Below are 13,261 nucleotides of genomic sequence, written 5' to 3' on the forward strand. Positions count from 1 at the left end.
TCTCCTGGTTCGGGGGATGGTTCAACGCGCGGGGAGCAGGCGGGTTCGCCACACGCTGTAGTAGGCGTGCCATCCCATCGACTCGTACCCGGCCGCCGTCAGGGCATCGTTCGCGGCCGACCACGTCGGCTCTCCGAGCTGCAGGACGGCGAGCGTCTCGGCGCGCATGTCGCAGTTGCTGTGCCCGTGCTTGTCCTTGGTCCACGTCATCGTGGTCTCGGTGATCTTGATCCGGCCGGACCGGATGTGCGTGATCGTGGCGGCGAGTTCGGTGGTGACGGCGAAAGGGGGCTGCGCCATGGGGGGCTCCGGTGCGGGAAAGGGGCGGGGGCCGCAGGCCCCCGCCCGGGGGGTGTGGGTCAGCTGTCGGCGTTGAGTTCGGCCAGCTTGCGCAGCAGGTGGGCGCGGTCGGCCTGCCGGTCCTCGACGTACCAGGCGTATTCGGCGGCCGCCGCCGGGGCGATGCCGAGGGCGCGGTCGTGCTCACGGATGCCGTACGCGATCTGACGGGCGTTGAGGTCCAGAGCCTCGGCCAGGGCCGCGGCCCGCTCGACGTCGGTGTCGCGCATCACAGGGCACCGTCCGGCAGGACGTCGGCGGCGCGCCCTGTCTTGAAGTGCAGGTCGCGTTCCATGAGCCACGATCCGGGCCGGGTGGGCGTCTGCGACTCGAAGGCGGGCAGGTCGAAGTACCCCCAGTCCCCGTGGGCGGGGTCACTGTGACCGACCATCCCGAACCCGTAGGCCTCCATCGTCTGCGGGTCGATCTCGGTCACGTAGATGTCGCCCCAGGTGGCGAAGTAGTGCAGGTGAACCCGCTTGTCCCGGGTCTCGATGTTCTCCGTGGCGTACAGGGCGGGGATCTTCGCCAGCACGGACGCGGGCGGGTAGAAGGCGTGGCCCCGGGCGGTGCGGTGGACCTCGGGAAGACGGGCGGGGAAGGCGCTCATGGGGTGTTCCTCGTGCGGTGGTGCGGGTCCCCGGGGCCCGGCAAGCAGCCAGCTCGGAAATCCGGGCCCCGGGGAAGTCGTGGGGGGAAGGGGTCAGTCGACGACGGTCAGCGAGGCGCGGCGCACGCACTTCGGGTCGCCGCCGCACGCCGGGGTCCGGGTCGCCCCGGTGGGCTTCAGGCGGTAGCGCAGCATGCCCAGGCCGCAGCAGCGGCGGCACTCGCAGACGGATACGCGGTACAGGCCGTGGTGCTCGGCCATCGACCCGGTGTAGAGCACGCGGGTGCCCTCGGCCAGAACGTATTCGGGGTGGCCCAGGGTGGTGTGGGTGGTGAGCATCGGGGCGTTCCTTTCGGGGGTGGGGCCCGGCGTGTGGCCGGGCCCCGAGGGGCGGGTGGGTCAGGCGGCGATCAGGCGGCGGGGGGTCACGGGGATGCCGTGCGCCTCGGCCCAGGCGTGGAAGCACGCCTCACAGCGCCACCCGTCCTCGTTGACGTCCTCGCCCCAGCCGAGCGCTTCCGCCTCGTCCTGGAAGGCCACGTACTCGCAGCCGGCATCGATGCACTCGACGAGTTCGATGTCGTCGGCGGCGCGGGTGACGAGGAGCATTTCGGGGTCCTTCCGGTGAGTGGCGGAGTGTTAGCGGGCACTCCGTGTTGACGTCTCAAAGTTAACCACCCGGGGCGGGGTCGAGTCAACTGTGAGACGTCAATTGTGACGCCTCTCCCATTCGCCTTTTTGGCGTCTCAGGGTTTGCGATTACCGGCGTGGTGCGCATAGACTTTGAGACGTCAACATCGAACGGAAGGAACCTCATGCAGATCTCGTCGAACGCCTTCGCCGCCGAGGACCACGCCACCTGCCCCGACTGCGGCGCACCCATCAACCCCTACGTGGAAGAACCCTCGTGCGCCGACTGCGAGGACCGGGCGTGATGACGCTCTGGCCCCGCGTGCTCGCCCTGGCGAGATCACCCCGGCCCGCCCCGACCCGCCCCGCCGACACCCCGAGGAACCCCCCTGTGAACACCCCCGCGCTCACCTTCACCGACCACCCCGCAGGCACCCACGACGCCTTCCGCTCGCGCACCGCCCCCAGCCGCCACGGCGAGCACCTGCTCACCGAGCAGGACTGGTCGTGGCGCTACGCGCTCGTCCTGCCCGACGGGACCACCGTCGCCTTCGATGCCGCCATGCCCGAGACCGCCGAACGCGTCGCCCGCGTCGTCGAGGCGCTCGACGCGCCCCCCACCCGCCGCGAACTGGCGGCCGTGATCCGCGAGATCAAGCGCGAGCTGTTCGCCGGTGCTCTGGCCGCCGCCGCCCGTGACGTCTCATAGTTTGCACTTCGGTTCGACGTCGCGTAGACTTTGAGACGTCAAAGGGGTTCGCCCCGAACGATCCGGGGGCGGATACGCCACCGCGTGAAAGCGCCCGACTGGCTTCCGCCCCCGACCGCCCGCCCATCACCCCGCAGGAGACCGCCATGCCCGTGAACCCCGACAACATCCGCCCCGACGGCTCCTTCGACGAGCGCCTCTTCGACCTCACCTACGAGAAGGCGGGCCGGGGCCGCTGGCGCGTCATCCGTGGACTGGGCAACCCCATTGGCCACGTCACCCGCCTGCCCAACGGCCTGTGGGAGGGCGAACGCCTGGACGGCGCCCGCGTCACGCCCGGATTCACGTGGCAGGCCCGATGGGTCGCCGCGCACGAACTCTCCTTCAGCGTCTCGCTCGCCGACGACGCCGACCTCGTCAACCACCTCGTCACCAAGGCGGCTTCCTGATGAGCACCACCCTGTTCACCTTCCCGTCCGGCGCGAGCGTCGAACTGCCCCTCGGGCTCGCCCTGTGCCGTGACCCCGACTCGGGCGCGAGCCCCCTGCCCGGGTCCTCCGCCGCGTCCACCGGCCACCGCTGCCCCGCCTATCAGGTCGCCGCCACCGTCTACGCCCGGCGCAGGGACGTGGAGATGGAGCGGCGCCGCGCGAGCCGCTACGCGACCGCCGGGCGCGACGTCGAGGCGCGGAACATCGCAGGGTTCGCCCGGGACGCCGAGGAGCGCCTGGAGTTCACCATCGGACTGTGGATGACCGAGGACCGGGGGCGCTGCGCCTGCACGTGCGCCGCCGGGGCCTGATGGACCCGACGGGGGAGCGGCCACCCCTGTTGACGTCTCATGGTTTGCATTCCCGTTCGAACTGCTGTAGACTTTGAGACGTCAAGGGGGGTGCCGCTAACACCACATGGACAACCCCGCCCTGACCCCCCTCGCCTGAACCCCACGCCCACGGGGGCCCGCACGGGCCCCCACCCCGCTCCACCGGAAAGGCCCCCGCCGTGAACTGCGACCCGAACCCCGACACCGGCGACGAGACGCCCATCGTGTGCACCTCATGCGGCACCGGATGGTTCTTCATGGCCGCCGCCGACGCGGAACTCCCCATGCCGCACTACCGCTGCACCGACTGCGGAGCGCGCGTGACCGAAGGCGACATAGCCCCCAATCTCGGCGGCGGCGAAGAACTCGGACTCAGTGACAACTGCTACCTGGTCATCGTCCCCGCCGACGACCAATCCGCCTGACACCCCGCCACCCCGACGAAAGGACCCCGACATGATCCGCCTCGACTGCCCCGCCGGATGCGGCCCCCGCAACGGATACCGCGCCGTCCCCGACACCACCACCCTCTTCGCATGCAAGGGATGCGGCCACGCCACCACCCCCGGCGAACTCAACCCGCCCCCGGGAAAGAAGATCCGCGCCGTCCAAGGGGTCCTCTACGTCCTCGACGACGACCCGTGCACCGCCCGCCGCTCCACCCTGCGCGGCGGCGACGGCCCTCTGTCCTGCGTCCGCGAGAAGCGGCACGGCGGCCTCATCCACCACGACGCCACGCACGGCCACTGGACCGACGAAGAGGGCGTCCTCAACCCCTGACCCCGCCGGGCCGGTCGCACCCCGACCGGCCCACACCGAAAGGCCCCCGCCCCGTGACCGACTACACCGTGCTCTTCGCCCATTGGCACGACTGCCCCACCGACGACGACACCCCGCTCTTCGTCTTCCCCGGCCACCTCGACAGCCTCTACATGGCCGGAGACGAAGCCCTCTCCCCGCGCCTCGTCCACGTCACATCGCTGAACCCCGAAGACGCCATCCACGACGCCCGCGAAGCCGCCGAGGAGCAGCCGTGACCACCCGCGAGGACCTCGACGCCTACATCCACGACCTCACCCGCTGGCAGGTCATCGAGTGGTCCCGCATCGAGGAGCAGAAAGACGGAACGCTGACCGTCGTGTTCAAGGGCTGGGACGGCACATCCGTCCTCACCGCCGAGCAGTTTTCCTGCTACGCCATGGGCGCCATCGACGCCGTCCACCGCCCCCGCCCCCGCCGACGCCGACGCATCGTCTGACAACGGCCCCCGCGCGCAGCGCGGGGGCCACCGCGGATCGAGTCACCCTCCGGCCGGATGCCTGCCCCTGGGCGCCTCGTCGACGCGCAGGTACTGCCACCACGGCTCGCGGACGAACACCAACGGCTGCCCCGACCCGGCGCCGATCGATACGAGCACGGGCAGCGTGAACAGCTGCCGCGCGCCGTCCAGGACGGCCGCGTCGGCGGGATGCACGACGACTTCCATGGGCACGAGCGGATCGTCGTCCCCGGACGGGCACGCGGTACGGGCCCACTCGATCGCGCGCGCGGCGGCCGCCGTCAACGAGGTCCTCTCCTGCCTGCTCACCTTTCCATGATCACCGCCAGGGGCGCCCGGCGCCGGGTACGCCCCGCGAGCGACCACCGTGCGGGTGAGGTCTCGCAGGCGCGCGAACGCGGGCGCGTGCGCGCGCGAGGAGTGAGCCGAACGGCCCACCGCGCCGTGTTCGGCCTGCGCTGAACACCACGAGCGCACCACGCCCTGACGCCCCATCATGGACGGTATGGACGCCGTGATCCTCCCGTGGTGGGCATGGGCGCCCCTGCTCCCCCTCATCGCCGCCGCGCACACCGCCCACGGCGCGGGCGCCATCTCCTCCCGCCGCCTGGCCCGCCTGCGCTTCCGCCTGCTGCTCCCGCTCGCCGTGCTCCTGGCCGCCGGATCCGGATCCGTCCCCGCTACCGCCCTGTGGCTCGCGCTGCTCCTGGTGGAAGCATGGGCGCACTACGTCGACGAGCTCGACGAGCAGCGCCGCCGCGAACGCGAACACCAGCGCCGCGCCCGCATCCCCTCCCAGCGCCCCCGCCACACGATGAACACCCCCGTGCCCGTACGGCGGCCCGCCCGGTCCTTTCGTGCCTGAGAGCCCCGCCGAGCGCGCCGTGAACGGCGCAGCGTCCTGCGCCCTGTTCTTCATCGTGCTCGCCGCGGTGGTGTTCCTCTCCGCCCTCGTCGAACAGAGCGGCGGCCGCTAGCGGTGCAGCACGAACACCAGCGGCGCCCCGAACACGATCGCCGTGTACACGTACGCCACCCACCACCGGTAGCCGTCCGCCTTGGGGTGGTGGGTCTGCCACAGCCCACTGTCCTCGTCGTACACCGCGACGTGCCGTCGGCTTTGCAACATCAGGCCCACCCTCCCCACCGTGCGCCCCGCCCGGCGGCGGGGGATACCCGACACGGTACCGAGCGCCCGGCCGAGGCCTACCGCATCCCCGTGAGGGCGATCAATATCCCGGCGGCCATCCCCATCGCCAGCACCCCGGCCCCGGCGATGGCGACCCCGAGCGCGGCCGCGCCGAACGCCAGGCCCTCTTTGACGGTCTGCCTCACGCCGACCACCTCGTCCTCGGCGCCGTACCCGCCGGGCGGGTCGCACTCTCCGGGATCGGGCTCACGCGGCAAGGGCACATACCCACCAGCATCCGGCCCCCGGGCTCCCGGCGCCCGCCGAGCACCCGCGGCCTGACGCTACGTCACAGCCGGCGTCGGGCGCCGAGCGGGGCGTGGGGGTCGACGTTGTACCAGTCGGCGTCGAGGAGGTCCTCGTCGCTGCGTGCCCACGCGTGCAGGGTGCCGTAGGTGTCACACAGCTGGAAGTAGGGGGCAAAGCGCGCCGTGGTGCCTTCGGGCACCCCGAAGGCCTCGGCGCTGTTGGCGTTCACCGCGATGCCGTCGGGGTAGCCGGTGCGCAGCACGAGCCACGTTCCTTCTGGCCACGCCCGGCGTGCCATGCGGTGCCCGGTGCGCAGGAAGTCCAGGGCCTGACCGAAGTTCATGTCGCTCATGGCGCCGACTCTGCCACGGCGTCGGCGAGCCAGTCCGGGCGGGCGGCGCGCACACGCTCCTCGGCGTCCTCGACGAGGCTCGCGTGGTCCTCGCCGTGCCCGGTGGCGACCGCGATCGCGTGCATGACCGCGGCGGTGTTCACGGCGCCGAGGCCGGGGAGGTGCGCGCGCAGGTCGACGGGCTGGCCGCTGTAGAGGCTGGAGGCGATCGCGACGAGGGCGCGCTCGGTGGAGGAGTACGCCGCGTCCCCGCGCTGGAGGAACTCGTGCAGGGACGTGACGTTCAGGTCGGCGTGCAGTGTGCCGTCCCCGTCGCGCTCCAGGAAGACGCAGTCCGCCAGGCCGGGCCAGGTGTCGGGGTCGAGTGTGCCGCGCGGGCTGGTGACGGCGGCGATGCGGTTGATCCACGTCTCGTGCCACAGGATGAGGCCGGTGGCGGCCGCCGCGGTGTTGGACAGCGCGGGCATGGCGGCGGTCAGAGCGTTAGCGAGTTCGGCGGCGTTGACGGGCCCGGTGGCGGTGTCGGTCATGGCCGCCAGCATTCCAGAGGCGCCCACCCCAGGTGGACGCCCTGGAGAACCACCCGCCCGGACGTCCTTCCTGACGGGCGATCAAGACCGCCCCCGGCGAGACTGGTACCCATGTCCCCCCACACCCCCATGTTCCCTGTAACAGACCAGGGCACCCACCACTCACCGCAAGGGCGCGATGCCCGCCCCGCCTCGCGCACCCTTGGAACCGGTATCAACCCCCAGTGACGGGGGAGTGGATGGGGCTAAGGTCTGTTACAGGGAATAAGGGCTATGCTGCGGCGGCATGGGACACGACCTTGAGGACCTCGTGCGCGACTGGATCGAGGGCCCGAACTCCGAAGCCGGAGTGCGCTTCTCCTACCAGGCCCGCGAGCACTACCCGCCCGCCGTCATGCACTGGCTCACCGTCTACTGCGCCCCGCCGCGCACGGTCGGCGGCGACCTCGTCCACGACCTCTACGCCCACCGCGGCCCCGTCGTGCGCGAGCCCGACCCCGACCTCTACCTGCACCCCACCAGCCAAGCCCTCCAGAACTGGGCCATCAGCTACCGCAAGGCCGCCCGCTCACGCGACGCCGCCTGCGGCGCCGTACGGTCCTTCTACCGGTGGCTCCAGACCGTGCCCGACGAGCACGGCATGCCCCTGGTGCCCGTCGGCACCCACAAGACGCTGCGGCTGCGCGACGGACGCTTCGCACGCGGCGAACCCGGCCGCACGCTCCTGACGGGGGATCAGTGCCGGCATCTCGCCCAGGCCGCTGACCGCTACCGCGGCCCGCACGCCGAGCGCGAGCGCGCCTTCGTCTACCTCCTGCTCAACCACTACCTCCACGGCGCGCACGACAGCGCGCACGTGCTGCGCCCCGGCCAGATCACCGCCATGCGCACCACCGGCCGCGTCACCGAACAGGCCCGCACCACATGGCGAGTGCCGCAGAAGAACGCCGCCACCGACGCCACCGCCCCCCAGCACATCCACCCCGACGCCGTCCTCGCGATCGAGGAGTACATGCCCCACCGCGCCGCCCCCGCGCGCGGCGCCGACGAGCAGTTCCTGTTCACCACCCGCAACGGCAACCCGCTCGACCAGAAAGCCGCCGTGCGCACCGTACGCAAGGTCGCCGAAACCCACCCGCTGCTCGCCGAGCACGCCCGGGGCCTGTCCGCCGACGCCATCGCCCACTCACCCGCCGCCGAGGCCCCCGGGGAGACGTGAGGTCCACCCTTTCAGGGGTCATCTCGCTGAAGCCCGGCAGGCCCCTGCGGTACGGCTCTACGCTCGCACGCCATGAGCACACCGCAGGAGCCCTCCAACGACCAGAAATTGATCCGCCTCGTAGGTCATCGAGGCACGCACGCGTCCCGTGAGTGGGACCTGCAGGACATGGTCGGGAAGATCCAGGCCGACCCCTCATGGGCGCCACCGCCCGGCGCATCGCGCGAGCAGCGGCGCCTGTACACGAAGGCCCTCAAGCGGGCCGCCAAGCCCTGAGACGACACGGGGCGGTGTGACTGTCTTACCGATGGTTTCGCGTGAAACCCCCGCGCCGAACCGCGCCTGTCGGCGCGCCGATAGGGTCATCGCCCATGAAGGTCTCCCGCGAAGGCAGCTACAGCGCCCCGACCCCCGGCCAGATCCTCGACGCGCTCCACGCCCTCGGTGCGGAGACGATCGCCGTGCCCGGCCACGAACCCTCCGAGGCGGACGTGCCCGCGCTGCTCGGATACCTCGCCCACGAACTGGAGAGGGCGCAGGCCCTCACCGTCACCCCCGACACCTTCGAGCGCTACTTCGACGCGTACGCCGACGCCGTGGGCGAGCCCCAGCCCGGCGGCGGCTCGGTGCTGGGGCTCCAGTGGATGCAGTTCGCCACGATGCGTACGCTGCGCCTGCGCGCGGAGGTCGAGCGCGGCATGGGCACCTCGCCACTCACGCGGTGCACCGTCGAGTCGTTGGGCGCCGCCTCCGCCGCGCTCGCCATCATCGCGCAGTCCCACAGCAGTGAGGACACGCCCGAGGCCGAGACCCGGGAGCGGTTCAAGTCGGTGAAGACCGGCCTGCAGAAGGCCCGCCAGGCCTACGAGGACACCGTGCGGATGATGCGGAAGATGGGCGCCAAGCTGTAGCAACTAGGCGTCGTCGGCGCCCGGTTCACGCGGGCCGAACAGAAGCTCCCCCAGCTCTTGCACGCTCGCCACCATCTGCCGCATGTGCTCCGCTCCCGCGCTGCCGTCAGCAAGCGATGCATCGAGATCGCCGAGCCGCGCCGCAGGGTCGCCCATCGCATCGCGCCACTGCTCCACGAGCCCGATCAGGGACTGCATGATGCCCCGCATCGGGTTCGCCATCGTGCGCCCACTGAACCCGTCGACCGCCGCCAGATGCGCCTCGGTCCACTTCATCCGCTCCACGAGCATGTTCGTGTCGATGAGCGGAGACAGCTCCGGCGCCGACGGCGAGACGGACACCTCGGCCTGCGAGGACTCCACCAGCATGTAGTACTCCTCCACGCCGAGTTTGGTCTCCTCCACCGCCCTCATCACATAGGCCTGCGTCCACGCGTTCAGGATCGCGGTCAGAGCCGCTACCTTCCGGTCCTCCGTCATGTGGCCCAGGCCGATGGCATCTCGGTCCAGCGGGATCTGAAGCTTCGCGAGAGCATGCGTCAGCTCCTTGGACGTGGGCAGCCCGTCACGTACGGGGACAGTGGAACGCGTCATGCGCCCACCGTATCGGCGAACAGGTCCCAACCTGCCCGGAATCTAAGGGAGGATGGAGCCCATGAGCGACCTTGACGGACTCCTCGACGACCCCGAATTCATGCGCATGGTGAACGCCCGCAAGGAGCTGGAGCGGGCTGACGCGGCCGTCGTCGCGATGGCGGCGGACGTGGCAGATCTCAGCGTGTGCGGCACCGCGGATCTCGCCCCCGCGATCGATGCGCTCGACAAGGTCAAGTACGTCGACGAGGAGGAGGCCGCCGCACGCCGGGTCTCCGAGGCATTCACCCTCACCCCGGCGACCGCGCTCACGTCAGGGGGTGGGCCCCTCCTCGCCCTGACCGGCGCCGTCGGGATGATGCGCGCCGCGCTGATGGAGCTCAACAAGGCAGTGGTGGCCAACACGGTCGTGACGATGGTGCCCAACGAGCGCGGAGGGGACGGGAAGACCCGGATGTACACCGGCCCGTTGGGAGACGCCGTACGAAGCGCACAGGACGCCCTCGACGTCGCCGAAGACAAGGCCCAGGAGCGGCACCCGAACGATTCCCGCGCCGCCCTGGCCTTCCGGTCCGGCTATGTCGAACAGGCCCTGCGCAGGCTCATCGACACCGTGGAGGCGCACCTCGACGCCGAGATCGAGCAGGAGACGGAGCGGTGAGCGGCCCCGAGGATGAAGAAGAGGTCCACCCCCAGCTCGACGCCATGCTGAAACGGGCCCGCCTCGTCGACCACGACCCGCAGCCCACCACCCGGTGGGCCTCCTACAGCTCGTGCCAGTGCATGTGCGCCGCCGCCCACCCGACTACCGGGATCTGCCAGGGCAGCGCGGCCGTCCTCGTGCACATCACCACCACCGGATCACAGCTGGCCGCGATCGAGGGGCCCGACGAGCTGACGCTGTATGCCTGCCAGCCGTGCGCCGACGACCAGGCAGCACACAACCCCCGCGTCCTGTCGACCGTGCTCCGGCCCGGCGCCGGACAGTAGGATCCCCCCATGGCTCTGCTCAAGCGCGTCGACTGGCACGATCGCGAATTGCCGTACACCCAAGCCGAGTTGATGTTCCATGAGGCGCGCGTGCTGCGACTCCGCGACGAAATCGCCGAGATCCGGGAAGCCGCGGAAGCGATGCGGAACACGGAGGCCGGCACCCCGTTCTTCGGCGAGGTCGTCGACTTCCTCGAATGGAACGCGACCCGCCTGGAGCGCGCCAACGAGGCCGACGGCGGTGTCGAACTCGACGCGTACGAGGACACCCGCGAGATCCGAGACGAGGTGCCCACCGAGCAGCGCCGCGCGCTCCTCATGGCCCGCGCCTACCTGAAGGAGCAGCGGTGACCAACGAGCCCGTCCGCGCTGGCCTGCCAGCCGATGAGCGGTTCCCCGAACTCGATGCCGTCATCCGGTGGGACAGTCACACCGAGGCGGGCATCCTGCACGGCCCGGAGGTGTGGGGCCTCATCCGCCACACACCGGGCGTCGAGCGCCCGTACCTGGTGATCGTGACCGGGCACGACAAGACCATGGCCCTGCACACGACGTGGGAGTGCGTGCTGTGGTGCCACGGATACGCGGCCGGGTTCGACGACGCCGAGGGCAAGTTCGCTTGAGGCGTGGGGAGTTGGGTGCCCCGGCCGACAGGATGCGAAGAGATCATGAGGGCCAGCGAGGGCCCGAGTTGGTCCTGAGCACTATTTATCGTCAGCGGGGCGAATCCGACCGTACCGGGCGCGGGCGGACGCTCGACAGCCCGTTTTCGGGCATGCCCCGGGCGGAAGGAGCATGGGGCCGATTCTGGCAGACGCAGGAGAATCGCCCTGTCGGAAGTGTGCGGGTAAATAGCCCATTTACCCGCACAATCGCGGGCGGTGCGCGCCGTCAGCGCAGCAGGGCCGCCACCCGCTTGAAGACGTCCTCGATGGCCACGTGATCCATGCCGACGTCCCCCATGGCGTAGCGGAATCGCGCGTCCAGCACGCTTGCGACCGCCGCCTCGTTCCAGTCCTGTGCCATCTGCCGGGCCTCGTCCGGCGACAACTCTCCGTTCATCGAGCCCCGCGCGATATGCACCAGTGGAAGCTTGGTACGCACACCGTAGACGGCCCCGATACGCAGTGCGGCCCGCGCTGCGCCTTGCTGGCGGGGGATCGAATCACGGCGCTCGCGGACCTTCACCAGGAGCTGCCCGGCCGTTTGCAGGTCCAGGGCCAGCCTCTTGGGGTCCATCAGCTCTTCCATCAACGCCTTGTCCGTCTCGGCCGCCACCGCGGCGGCGGCAAGGTCGCGGGCCGTGGCAAAGACCTGTTCCACGGGGATTTCGGCCTGTACGGCGCCCCACCGGATGAGGCAGACAGGGCGGCCGTTGGTGGGATCGGCCGCGCCCTCGATGTACATAGTGTTGTCGTCGCTCACAGAACGGAGCCTAGTGCCGGGTGGCGCATCCGGGGCCCTAAGCGGCAGTAGGGTGCCGGGCATGAGCGAGAACTCCGTATTCGGGACCCTGTCATCGACCGGCTGGATCGGCGAACACCCGGGAGACGGGAAGGACTTCCCCTTTCTCATGCTGTACGCCCTGGGTGACGGCGCCGCGCCGCCCCAGGCCGCCCAGGCCGCGCTCCGCGACGTCCTGAAGGCGTGGGGGATGCGCGAGGGGACTCTCGCCTCTGACCCCACCGTCGACAGCGTGCCCGTCACCGTGGCGGTCGACGGCATCCAGGCCACCGTCACCGGCCTGCCCGGCATCACCCCCACCCGCCCCACATCCCCGGAGTGGGCCGACATCGCCCGGGGGCGCGGGCGGGTGTTCCTCGGCATCACGTCCCGCATCTACACCGCCGTCGACCGCAGCGATGCCGCCGTCTCGGCGTTCTTCGAGGAGTCCCGCACCATCGGCGCGACCGCGTCTTTGCTGGTCCCGGTGACCGTGCCCAGGACCGCGTAGTAGAGAGCCGTAGGCTGGCAGGTGTGAACGACCTGATCGAGTGCACCACCACCGGCTGCCCGGAGACCGCGCCCCGCCCGGCAGACTGCCAGTGGGAGCCGCTATGGCGCGAGGGGTGGCGGTGGCGGAAAGTCTCCCCGCCCGGGGAGCCGCTCAAGTTCATGCCGAGCAAGACGATCTATTCGTGCCCGAAGTGCAAGCCGGTGATCACAGGATGAGCGAGTTCCCATCAGGACTGCCTCGGACGGTCTTCGAGACGTGGACCAGTCCCGAGGGCATCGCGTGCGCGATGGGCGCGGGCGCCCGCACCGTGAACGGGTACGTGCAGCTGCCGGACCTGCCCCCCGGATTCCCGCTGGGGCTCCTCACCCCGCCACGCGCCCTCACGTACAGGGAGAACGACCTTCCCCAGGCTGGCTCCTGGGTGGGGTTCGACACCGGGCATGCCGATGACCGGTGGAATCCGAAGGACCTGGAGAGCGCCATCACCCGTATCCCCGACCCGACGGTGCGGGGCCGCGTGCACGAACAGTTCGTGCGTGTGCGGGACCGAGGTCACTTCGAGATGCAGGCATCCGGCGAAGGGGTACGGGAATGGACCGTCCCCAGTGTCCGCGAGGAGACGGAACGCCTCGCGGCCGAGCTCGCCGAGATCATCCGAGACAGCCAGTGACCCGATGAACTCCCAACATCCCACCGGCCCCCCGTCGTTCACGTGCCCGGTGTGCGACACGACGTCGCACCATCCCGAGGACGTGGAGCACGGGTATTGCGGGAAGTGCCACCGCTTCACCCGCGCCGAGGAGAACGCCCGCCGCGCCCTCGCAGGCCTCCAGGCCGCGCGCCGCCGAGCCGACGGTCACGATGCCGGCTGACCTGGCGT

Annotated in this window: 30 protein-coding genes; 18 read left to right on the forward strand and 12 right to left on the reverse strand. The window is 70.7% G+C overall.

Annotated elements, in window-relative coordinates:
- Positions 1-21: 21 nt before the first annotated feature.
- The 5 genes from ACIO9J_RS42950 to ACIO9J_RS42970 form a co-directional block, all read right to left on the reverse strand.
- Positions 22-300 carry a hypothetical protein gene (locus ACIO9J_RS42950; protein WP_402011244.1) on the reverse strand — a complete coding sequence of 93 codons (279 nt, stop codon included), beginning with the start codon at positions 298-300 and terminating at the stop codon, positions 22-24.
- Between the two features lie 59 nt (positions 301-359).
- Positions 360-569, reverse strand: coding sequence for a hypothetical protein (locus ACIO9J_RS42955; RefSeq protein ID WP_402011247.1), 210 nt, complete (start codon positions 567-569; stop codon positions 360-362).
- The gene (locus ACIO9J_RS42960; RefSeq protein ID WP_402011250.1) at positions 569-949 is read right to left on the reverse strand and encodes a hypothetical protein; all 381 of its coding nucleotides are present in this window, start codon (positions 947-949) and stop codon (positions 569-571) included. The genes ACIO9J_RS42955 and ACIO9J_RS42960 overlap by 1 nt, the downstream gene beginning before the upstream one ends.
- A 93-nt stretch (positions 950-1,042) precedes the next feature.
- Complete coding sequence (locus ACIO9J_RS42965) at positions 1,043-1,288, reverse strand: hypothetical protein (protein ID WP_402011253.1); 246 nt, start codon at positions 1,286-1,288, stop codon at positions 1,043-1,045.
- 60 nt (positions 1,289-1,348) lie between these two features.
- Positions 1,349-1,558: a hypothetical protein gene (locus tag ACIO9J_RS42970; protein WP_402011255.1), complete on the reverse strand. Its 210-nt coding sequence runs from the start codon at positions 1,556-1,558 to the stop codon at positions 1,349-1,351.
- Between the two features lie 325 nt (positions 1,559-1,883).
- Here ACIO9J_RS42970 and ACIO9J_RS42975 point away from each other — a divergent pair, with 325 nt between their 5' ends.
- The 7 genes from ACIO9J_RS42975 (at position 1,884) to ACIO9J_RS43005 (ending at position 4,369) form a co-directional block, all read left to right on the forward strand.
- Complete coding sequence (locus ACIO9J_RS42975; RefSeq protein WP_402011258.1) at positions 1,884-2,288, forward strand: hypothetical protein; 405 nt, start codon at positions 1,884-1,886, stop codon at positions 2,286-2,288.
- Between the two features lie 146 nt (positions 2,289-2,434).
- Positions 2,435-2,737, forward strand: a complete 303-nt coding sequence (locus ACIO9J_RS42980) for a hypothetical protein (protein ID WP_402011261.1) — start codon at positions 2,435-2,437, stop codon at positions 2,735-2,737.
- Positions 2,737-3,090 carry a hypothetical protein gene (locus tag ACIO9J_RS42985; protein ID WP_402011263.1) on the forward strand — a complete coding sequence of 118 codons (354 nt, stop codon included), beginning with the start codon at positions 2,737-2,739 and terminating at the stop codon, positions 3,088-3,090. The genes ACIO9J_RS42980 and ACIO9J_RS42985 overlap by 1 nt, the downstream gene beginning before the upstream one ends.
- A gap of 200 nt (positions 3,091-3,290) precedes the next feature.
- Complete coding sequence (locus tag ACIO9J_RS42990; protein WP_402011266.1) at positions 3,291-3,536, forward strand: hypothetical protein; 246 nt, start codon at positions 3,291-3,293, stop codon at positions 3,534-3,536.
- Positions 3,537-3,567: 31 nt separating this feature from the next.
- Positions 3,568-3,891, forward strand: a complete 324-nt coding sequence (locus ACIO9J_RS42995; protein ID WP_402011269.1) for a hypothetical protein — start codon at positions 3,568-3,570, stop codon at positions 3,889-3,891.
- Positions 3,892-3,944: 53 nt separating this feature from the next.
- Positions 3,945-4,148 carry a hypothetical protein gene (locus ACIO9J_RS43000; protein WP_402011271.1) on the forward strand — a complete coding sequence of 68 codons (204 nt, stop codon included), beginning with the start codon at positions 3,945-3,947 and terminating at the stop codon, positions 4,146-4,148.
- On the forward strand, positions 4,145-4,369 hold the full coding sequence (locus ACIO9J_RS43005) for a hypothetical protein (protein ID WP_402011274.1): 225 nt from the start codon (positions 4,145-4,147) through the stop codon (positions 4,367-4,369). Before ACIO9J_RS43000 ends, ACIO9J_RS43005 begins: the two co-directional genes overlap by 4 nt.
- 42 nt (positions 4,370-4,411) lie before the next feature.
- Here the strand turns inward: ACIO9J_RS43005 and ACIO9J_RS43010 are convergent, their stop codons facing one another.
- Positions 4,412-4,699: a hypothetical protein gene (locus tag ACIO9J_RS43010; protein WP_402011276.1), complete on the reverse strand. Its 288-nt coding sequence runs from the start codon at positions 4,697-4,699 to the stop codon at positions 4,412-4,414.
- Between the two features lie 196 nt (positions 4,700-4,895).
- Here ACIO9J_RS43010 and ACIO9J_RS43015 point away from each other — a divergent pair, with 196 nt between their 5' ends.
- Positions 4,896-5,255 (forward strand): hypothetical protein, encoded by a 360-nt coding sequence (locus ACIO9J_RS43015; RefSeq protein WP_402011278.1) that lies wholly within the window; start codon positions 4,896-4,898, stop codon positions 5,253-5,255.
- A gap of 108 nt (positions 5,256-5,363) precedes the next feature.
- Here the strand turns inward: ACIO9J_RS43015 and ACIO9J_RS43020 are convergent, their stop codons facing one another.
- The 4 genes from ACIO9J_RS43020 to ACIO9J_RS43035 form a co-directional block, all read right to left on the reverse strand.
- Positions 5,364-5,519, reverse strand: a complete 156-nt coding sequence (locus ACIO9J_RS43020; protein WP_402011280.1) for a hypothetical protein — start codon at positions 5,517-5,519, stop codon at positions 5,364-5,366.
- A 77-nt stretch (positions 5,520-5,596) separates the two neighbouring features.
- Positions 5,597-5,803: a hypothetical protein gene (locus tag ACIO9J_RS43025; RefSeq protein WP_402011282.1), complete on the reverse strand. Its 207-nt coding sequence runs from the start codon at positions 5,801-5,803 to the stop codon at positions 5,597-5,599.
- A 65-nt stretch (positions 5,804-5,868) separates the two neighbouring features.
- Entirely contained in the window at positions 5,869-6,180 is a 312-nt protein-coding gene (locus ACIO9J_RS43030; protein ID WP_402011284.1) for an MW1434 family type I TA system toxin, read from the reverse strand.
- Positions 6,177-6,710: a hypothetical protein gene (locus ACIO9J_RS43035; protein WP_402011286.1), complete on the reverse strand. Its 534-nt coding sequence runs from the start codon at positions 6,708-6,710 to the stop codon at positions 6,177-6,179. The genes ACIO9J_RS43030 and ACIO9J_RS43035 overlap by 4 nt, the downstream gene beginning before the upstream one ends.
- 286 nt (positions 6,711-6,996) lie before the next feature.
- Between ACIO9J_RS43035 and ACIO9J_RS43040 the strand changes: the two genes are divergently transcribed.
- The 3 genes from ACIO9J_RS43040 to ACIO9J_RS43050 all read left to right on the forward strand — a co-directional run bounded on the left by ACIO9J_RS43040 (position 6,997) and on the right by ACIO9J_RS43050 (position 8,840).
- On the forward strand, positions 6,997-7,929 hold the full coding sequence (locus ACIO9J_RS43040) for a hypothetical protein (protein ID WP_402011288.1): 933 nt from the start codon (positions 6,997-6,999) through the stop codon (positions 7,927-7,929).
- 72 nt (positions 7,930-8,001) lie between these two features.
- Positions 8,002-8,205 (forward strand): hypothetical protein, encoded by a 204-nt coding sequence (locus ACIO9J_RS43045; protein ID WP_402011291.1) that lies wholly within the window; start codon positions 8,002-8,004, stop codon positions 8,203-8,205.
- A gap of 95 nt (positions 8,206-8,300) precedes the next feature.
- Complete coding sequence (locus ACIO9J_RS43050) at positions 8,301-8,840, forward strand: hypothetical protein (protein ID WP_402011293.1); 540 nt, start codon at positions 8,301-8,303, stop codon at positions 8,838-8,840.
- A 3-nt stretch (positions 8,841-8,843) separates the two neighbouring features.
- Here the strand turns inward: ACIO9J_RS43050 and ACIO9J_RS43055 are convergent, their stop codons facing one another.
- Positions 8,844-9,434, reverse strand: a complete 591-nt coding sequence (locus ACIO9J_RS43055) for a hypothetical protein (protein WP_402011296.1) — start codon at positions 9,432-9,434, stop codon at positions 8,844-8,846.
- Positions 9,435-9,495: 61 nt separating this feature from the next.
- On the opposite strand from ACIO9J_RS43055, the gene ACIO9J_RS43060 reads away from it, so the two are divergent.
- The 4 genes from ACIO9J_RS43060 to ACIO9J_RS43075 are packed head-to-tail and all read left to right on the forward strand — an operon-like array spanning position 9,496 to position 11,047.
- Positions 9,496-10,095, forward strand: a complete 600-nt coding sequence (locus tag ACIO9J_RS43060; protein ID WP_402011298.1) for a hypothetical protein — start codon at positions 9,496-9,498, stop codon at positions 10,093-10,095.
- Positions 10,092-10,424, forward strand: coding sequence for a hypothetical protein (locus ACIO9J_RS43065; RefSeq protein ID WP_402011301.1), 333 nt, complete (start codon positions 10,092-10,094; stop codon positions 10,422-10,424). The genes ACIO9J_RS43060 and ACIO9J_RS43065 overlap by 4 nt, the downstream gene beginning before the upstream one ends.
- A 9-nt stretch (positions 10,425-10,433) precedes the next feature.
- Complete coding sequence (locus tag ACIO9J_RS43070; protein WP_402011303.1) at positions 10,434-10,775, forward strand: hypothetical protein; 342 nt, start codon at positions 10,434-10,436, stop codon at positions 10,773-10,775.
- A complete protein-coding gene (locus ACIO9J_RS43075; protein ID WP_402011305.1) occupies positions 10,772-11,047 on the forward strand; it encodes a hypothetical protein in 276 nt (91 codons plus the stop codon). The genes ACIO9J_RS43070 and ACIO9J_RS43075 overlap by 4 nt, the downstream gene beginning before the upstream one ends.
- 268 nt (positions 11,048-11,315) lie before the next feature.
- Here ACIO9J_RS43075 and ACIO9J_RS43080 read toward each other — a convergent pair whose 3' ends face one another.
- Positions 11,316-11,849, reverse strand: coding sequence for a hypothetical protein (locus ACIO9J_RS43080; protein ID WP_402011308.1), 534 nt, complete (start codon positions 11,847-11,849; stop codon positions 11,316-11,318).
- Between the two features lie 61 nt (positions 11,850-11,910).
- Between ACIO9J_RS43080 and ACIO9J_RS43085 the strand changes: the two genes are divergently transcribed.
- The 3 genes from ACIO9J_RS43085 to ACIO9J_RS43095 are packed head-to-tail and all read left to right on the forward strand — an operon-like array spanning position 11,911 to position 13,051.
- Positions 11,911-12,378, forward strand: coding sequence for a DUF5949 family protein (locus tag ACIO9J_RS43085; RefSeq protein WP_402011311.1), 468 nt, complete (start codon positions 11,911-11,913; stop codon positions 12,376-12,378).
- A 23-nt stretch (positions 12,379-12,401) separates the two neighbouring features.
- Positions 12,402-12,596 carry a hypothetical protein gene (locus ACIO9J_RS43090; protein WP_402011314.1) on the forward strand — a complete coding sequence of 65 codons (195 nt, stop codon included), beginning with the start codon at positions 12,402-12,404 and terminating at the stop codon, positions 12,594-12,596.
- Complete coding sequence (locus ACIO9J_RS43095) at positions 12,593-13,051, forward strand: hypothetical protein (RefSeq protein WP_402011317.1); 459 nt, start codon at positions 12,593-12,595, stop codon at positions 13,049-13,051. Before ACIO9J_RS43090 ends, ACIO9J_RS43095 begins: the two co-directional genes overlap by 4 nt.
- Positions 13,052-13,261 lie beyond the last annotated feature (210 nt).

It is taken from the genome of Streptomyces sp. NPDC087300 (assembly GCF_044744425.1).
In the GTDB taxonomy this organism is placed as follows: domain Bacteria; phylum Actinomycetota; class Actinomycetes; order Streptomycetales; family Streptomycetaceae; genus Streptomyces.

Bases quoted from the DNA above. Each gene is read 5' to 3' on its own strand.
- ACIO9J_RS42950 (WP_402011244.1), bottom strand. From the start codon at position 300: ATGGCGCAGCCCCCTTTCGCCGTCACCACCGAACTCGCCGCCACGATC.
- ACIO9J_RS42955 (WP_402011247.1), bottom strand. From the start codon at position 569: ATGCGCGACACCGACGTCGAGCGGGCCGCGGCCCTGGCCGAGGCTCTG.
- ACIO9J_RS42960 (WP_402011250.1), bottom strand. From the start codon at position 949: ATGAGCGCCTTCCCCGCCCGTCTTCCCGAGGTCCACCGCACCGCCCGG.
- ACIO9J_RS42965 (WP_402011253.1), bottom strand. From the start codon at position 1,288: ATGCTCACCACCCACACCACCCTGGGCCACCCCGAATACGTTCTGGCC.
- ACIO9J_RS42970 (WP_402011255.1), bottom strand. From the start codon at position 1,558: ATGCTCCTCGTCACCCGCGCCGCCGACGACATCGAACTCGTCGAGTGC.
- ACIO9J_RS42975 (WP_402011258.1), top strand. From the start codon at position 1,884: ATGACGCTCTGGCCCCGCGTGCTCGCCCTGGCGAGATCACCCCGGCCC.
- ACIO9J_RS42980 (WP_402011261.1), top strand. From the start codon at position 2,435: ATGCCCGTGAACCCCGACAACATCCGCCCCGACGGCTCCTTCGACGAG.
- ACIO9J_RS42985 (WP_402011263.1), top strand. From the start codon at position 2,737: ATGAGCACCACCCTGTTCACCTTCCCGTCCGGCGCGAGCGTCGAACTG.
- ACIO9J_RS42995 (WP_402011269.1), top strand. From the start codon at position 3,568: ATGATCCGCCTCGACTGCCCCGCCGGATGCGGCCCCCGCAACGGATAC.
- ACIO9J_RS43015 (WP_402011278.1), top strand. From the start codon at position 4,896: ATGGACGCCGTGATCCTCCCGTGGTGGGCATGGGCGCCCCTGCTCCCC.
- ACIO9J_RS43020 (WP_402011280.1), bottom strand. From the start codon at position 5,519: ATGTTGCAAAGCCGACGGCACGTCGCGGTGTACGACGAGGACAGTGGG.
- ACIO9J_RS43030 (WP_402011284.1), bottom strand. From the start codon at position 6,180: ATGAGCGACATGAACTTCGGTCAGGCCCTGGACTTCCTGCGCACCGGG.
- ACIO9J_RS43035 (WP_402011286.1), bottom strand. From the start codon at position 6,710: ATGACCGACACCGCCACCGGGCCCGTCAACGCCGCCGAACTCGCTAAC.
- ACIO9J_RS43040 (WP_402011288.1), top strand. From the start codon at position 6,997: ATGGGACACGACCTTGAGGACCTCGTGCGCGACTGGATCGAGGGCCCG.
- ACIO9J_RS43045 (WP_402011291.1), top strand. From the start codon at position 8,002: ATGAGCACACCGCAGGAGCCCTCCAACGACCAGAAATTGATCCGCCTC.
- ACIO9J_RS43050 (WP_402011293.1), top strand. From the start codon at position 8,301: ATGAAGGTCTCCCGCGAAGGCAGCTACAGCGCCCCGACCCCCGGCCAG.
- ACIO9J_RS43055 (WP_402011296.1), bottom strand. From the start codon at position 9,434: ATGACGCGTTCCACTGTCCCCGTACGTGACGGGCTGCCCACGTCCAAG.
- ACIO9J_RS43060 (WP_402011298.1), top strand. From the start codon at position 9,496: ATGAGCGACCTTGACGGACTCCTCGACGACCCCGAATTCATGCGCATG.
- ACIO9J_RS43070 (WP_402011303.1), top strand. From the start codon at position 10,434: ATGGCTCTGCTCAAGCGCGTCGACTGGCACGATCGCGAATTGCCGTAC.
- ACIO9J_RS43085 (WP_402011311.1), top strand. From the start codon at position 11,911: ATGAGCGAGAACTCCGTATTCGGGACCCTGTCATCGACCGGCTGGATC.
- ACIO9J_RS43095 (WP_402011317.1), top strand. From the start codon at position 12,593: ATGAGCGAGTTCCCATCAGGACTGCCTCGGACGGTCTTCGAGACGTGG.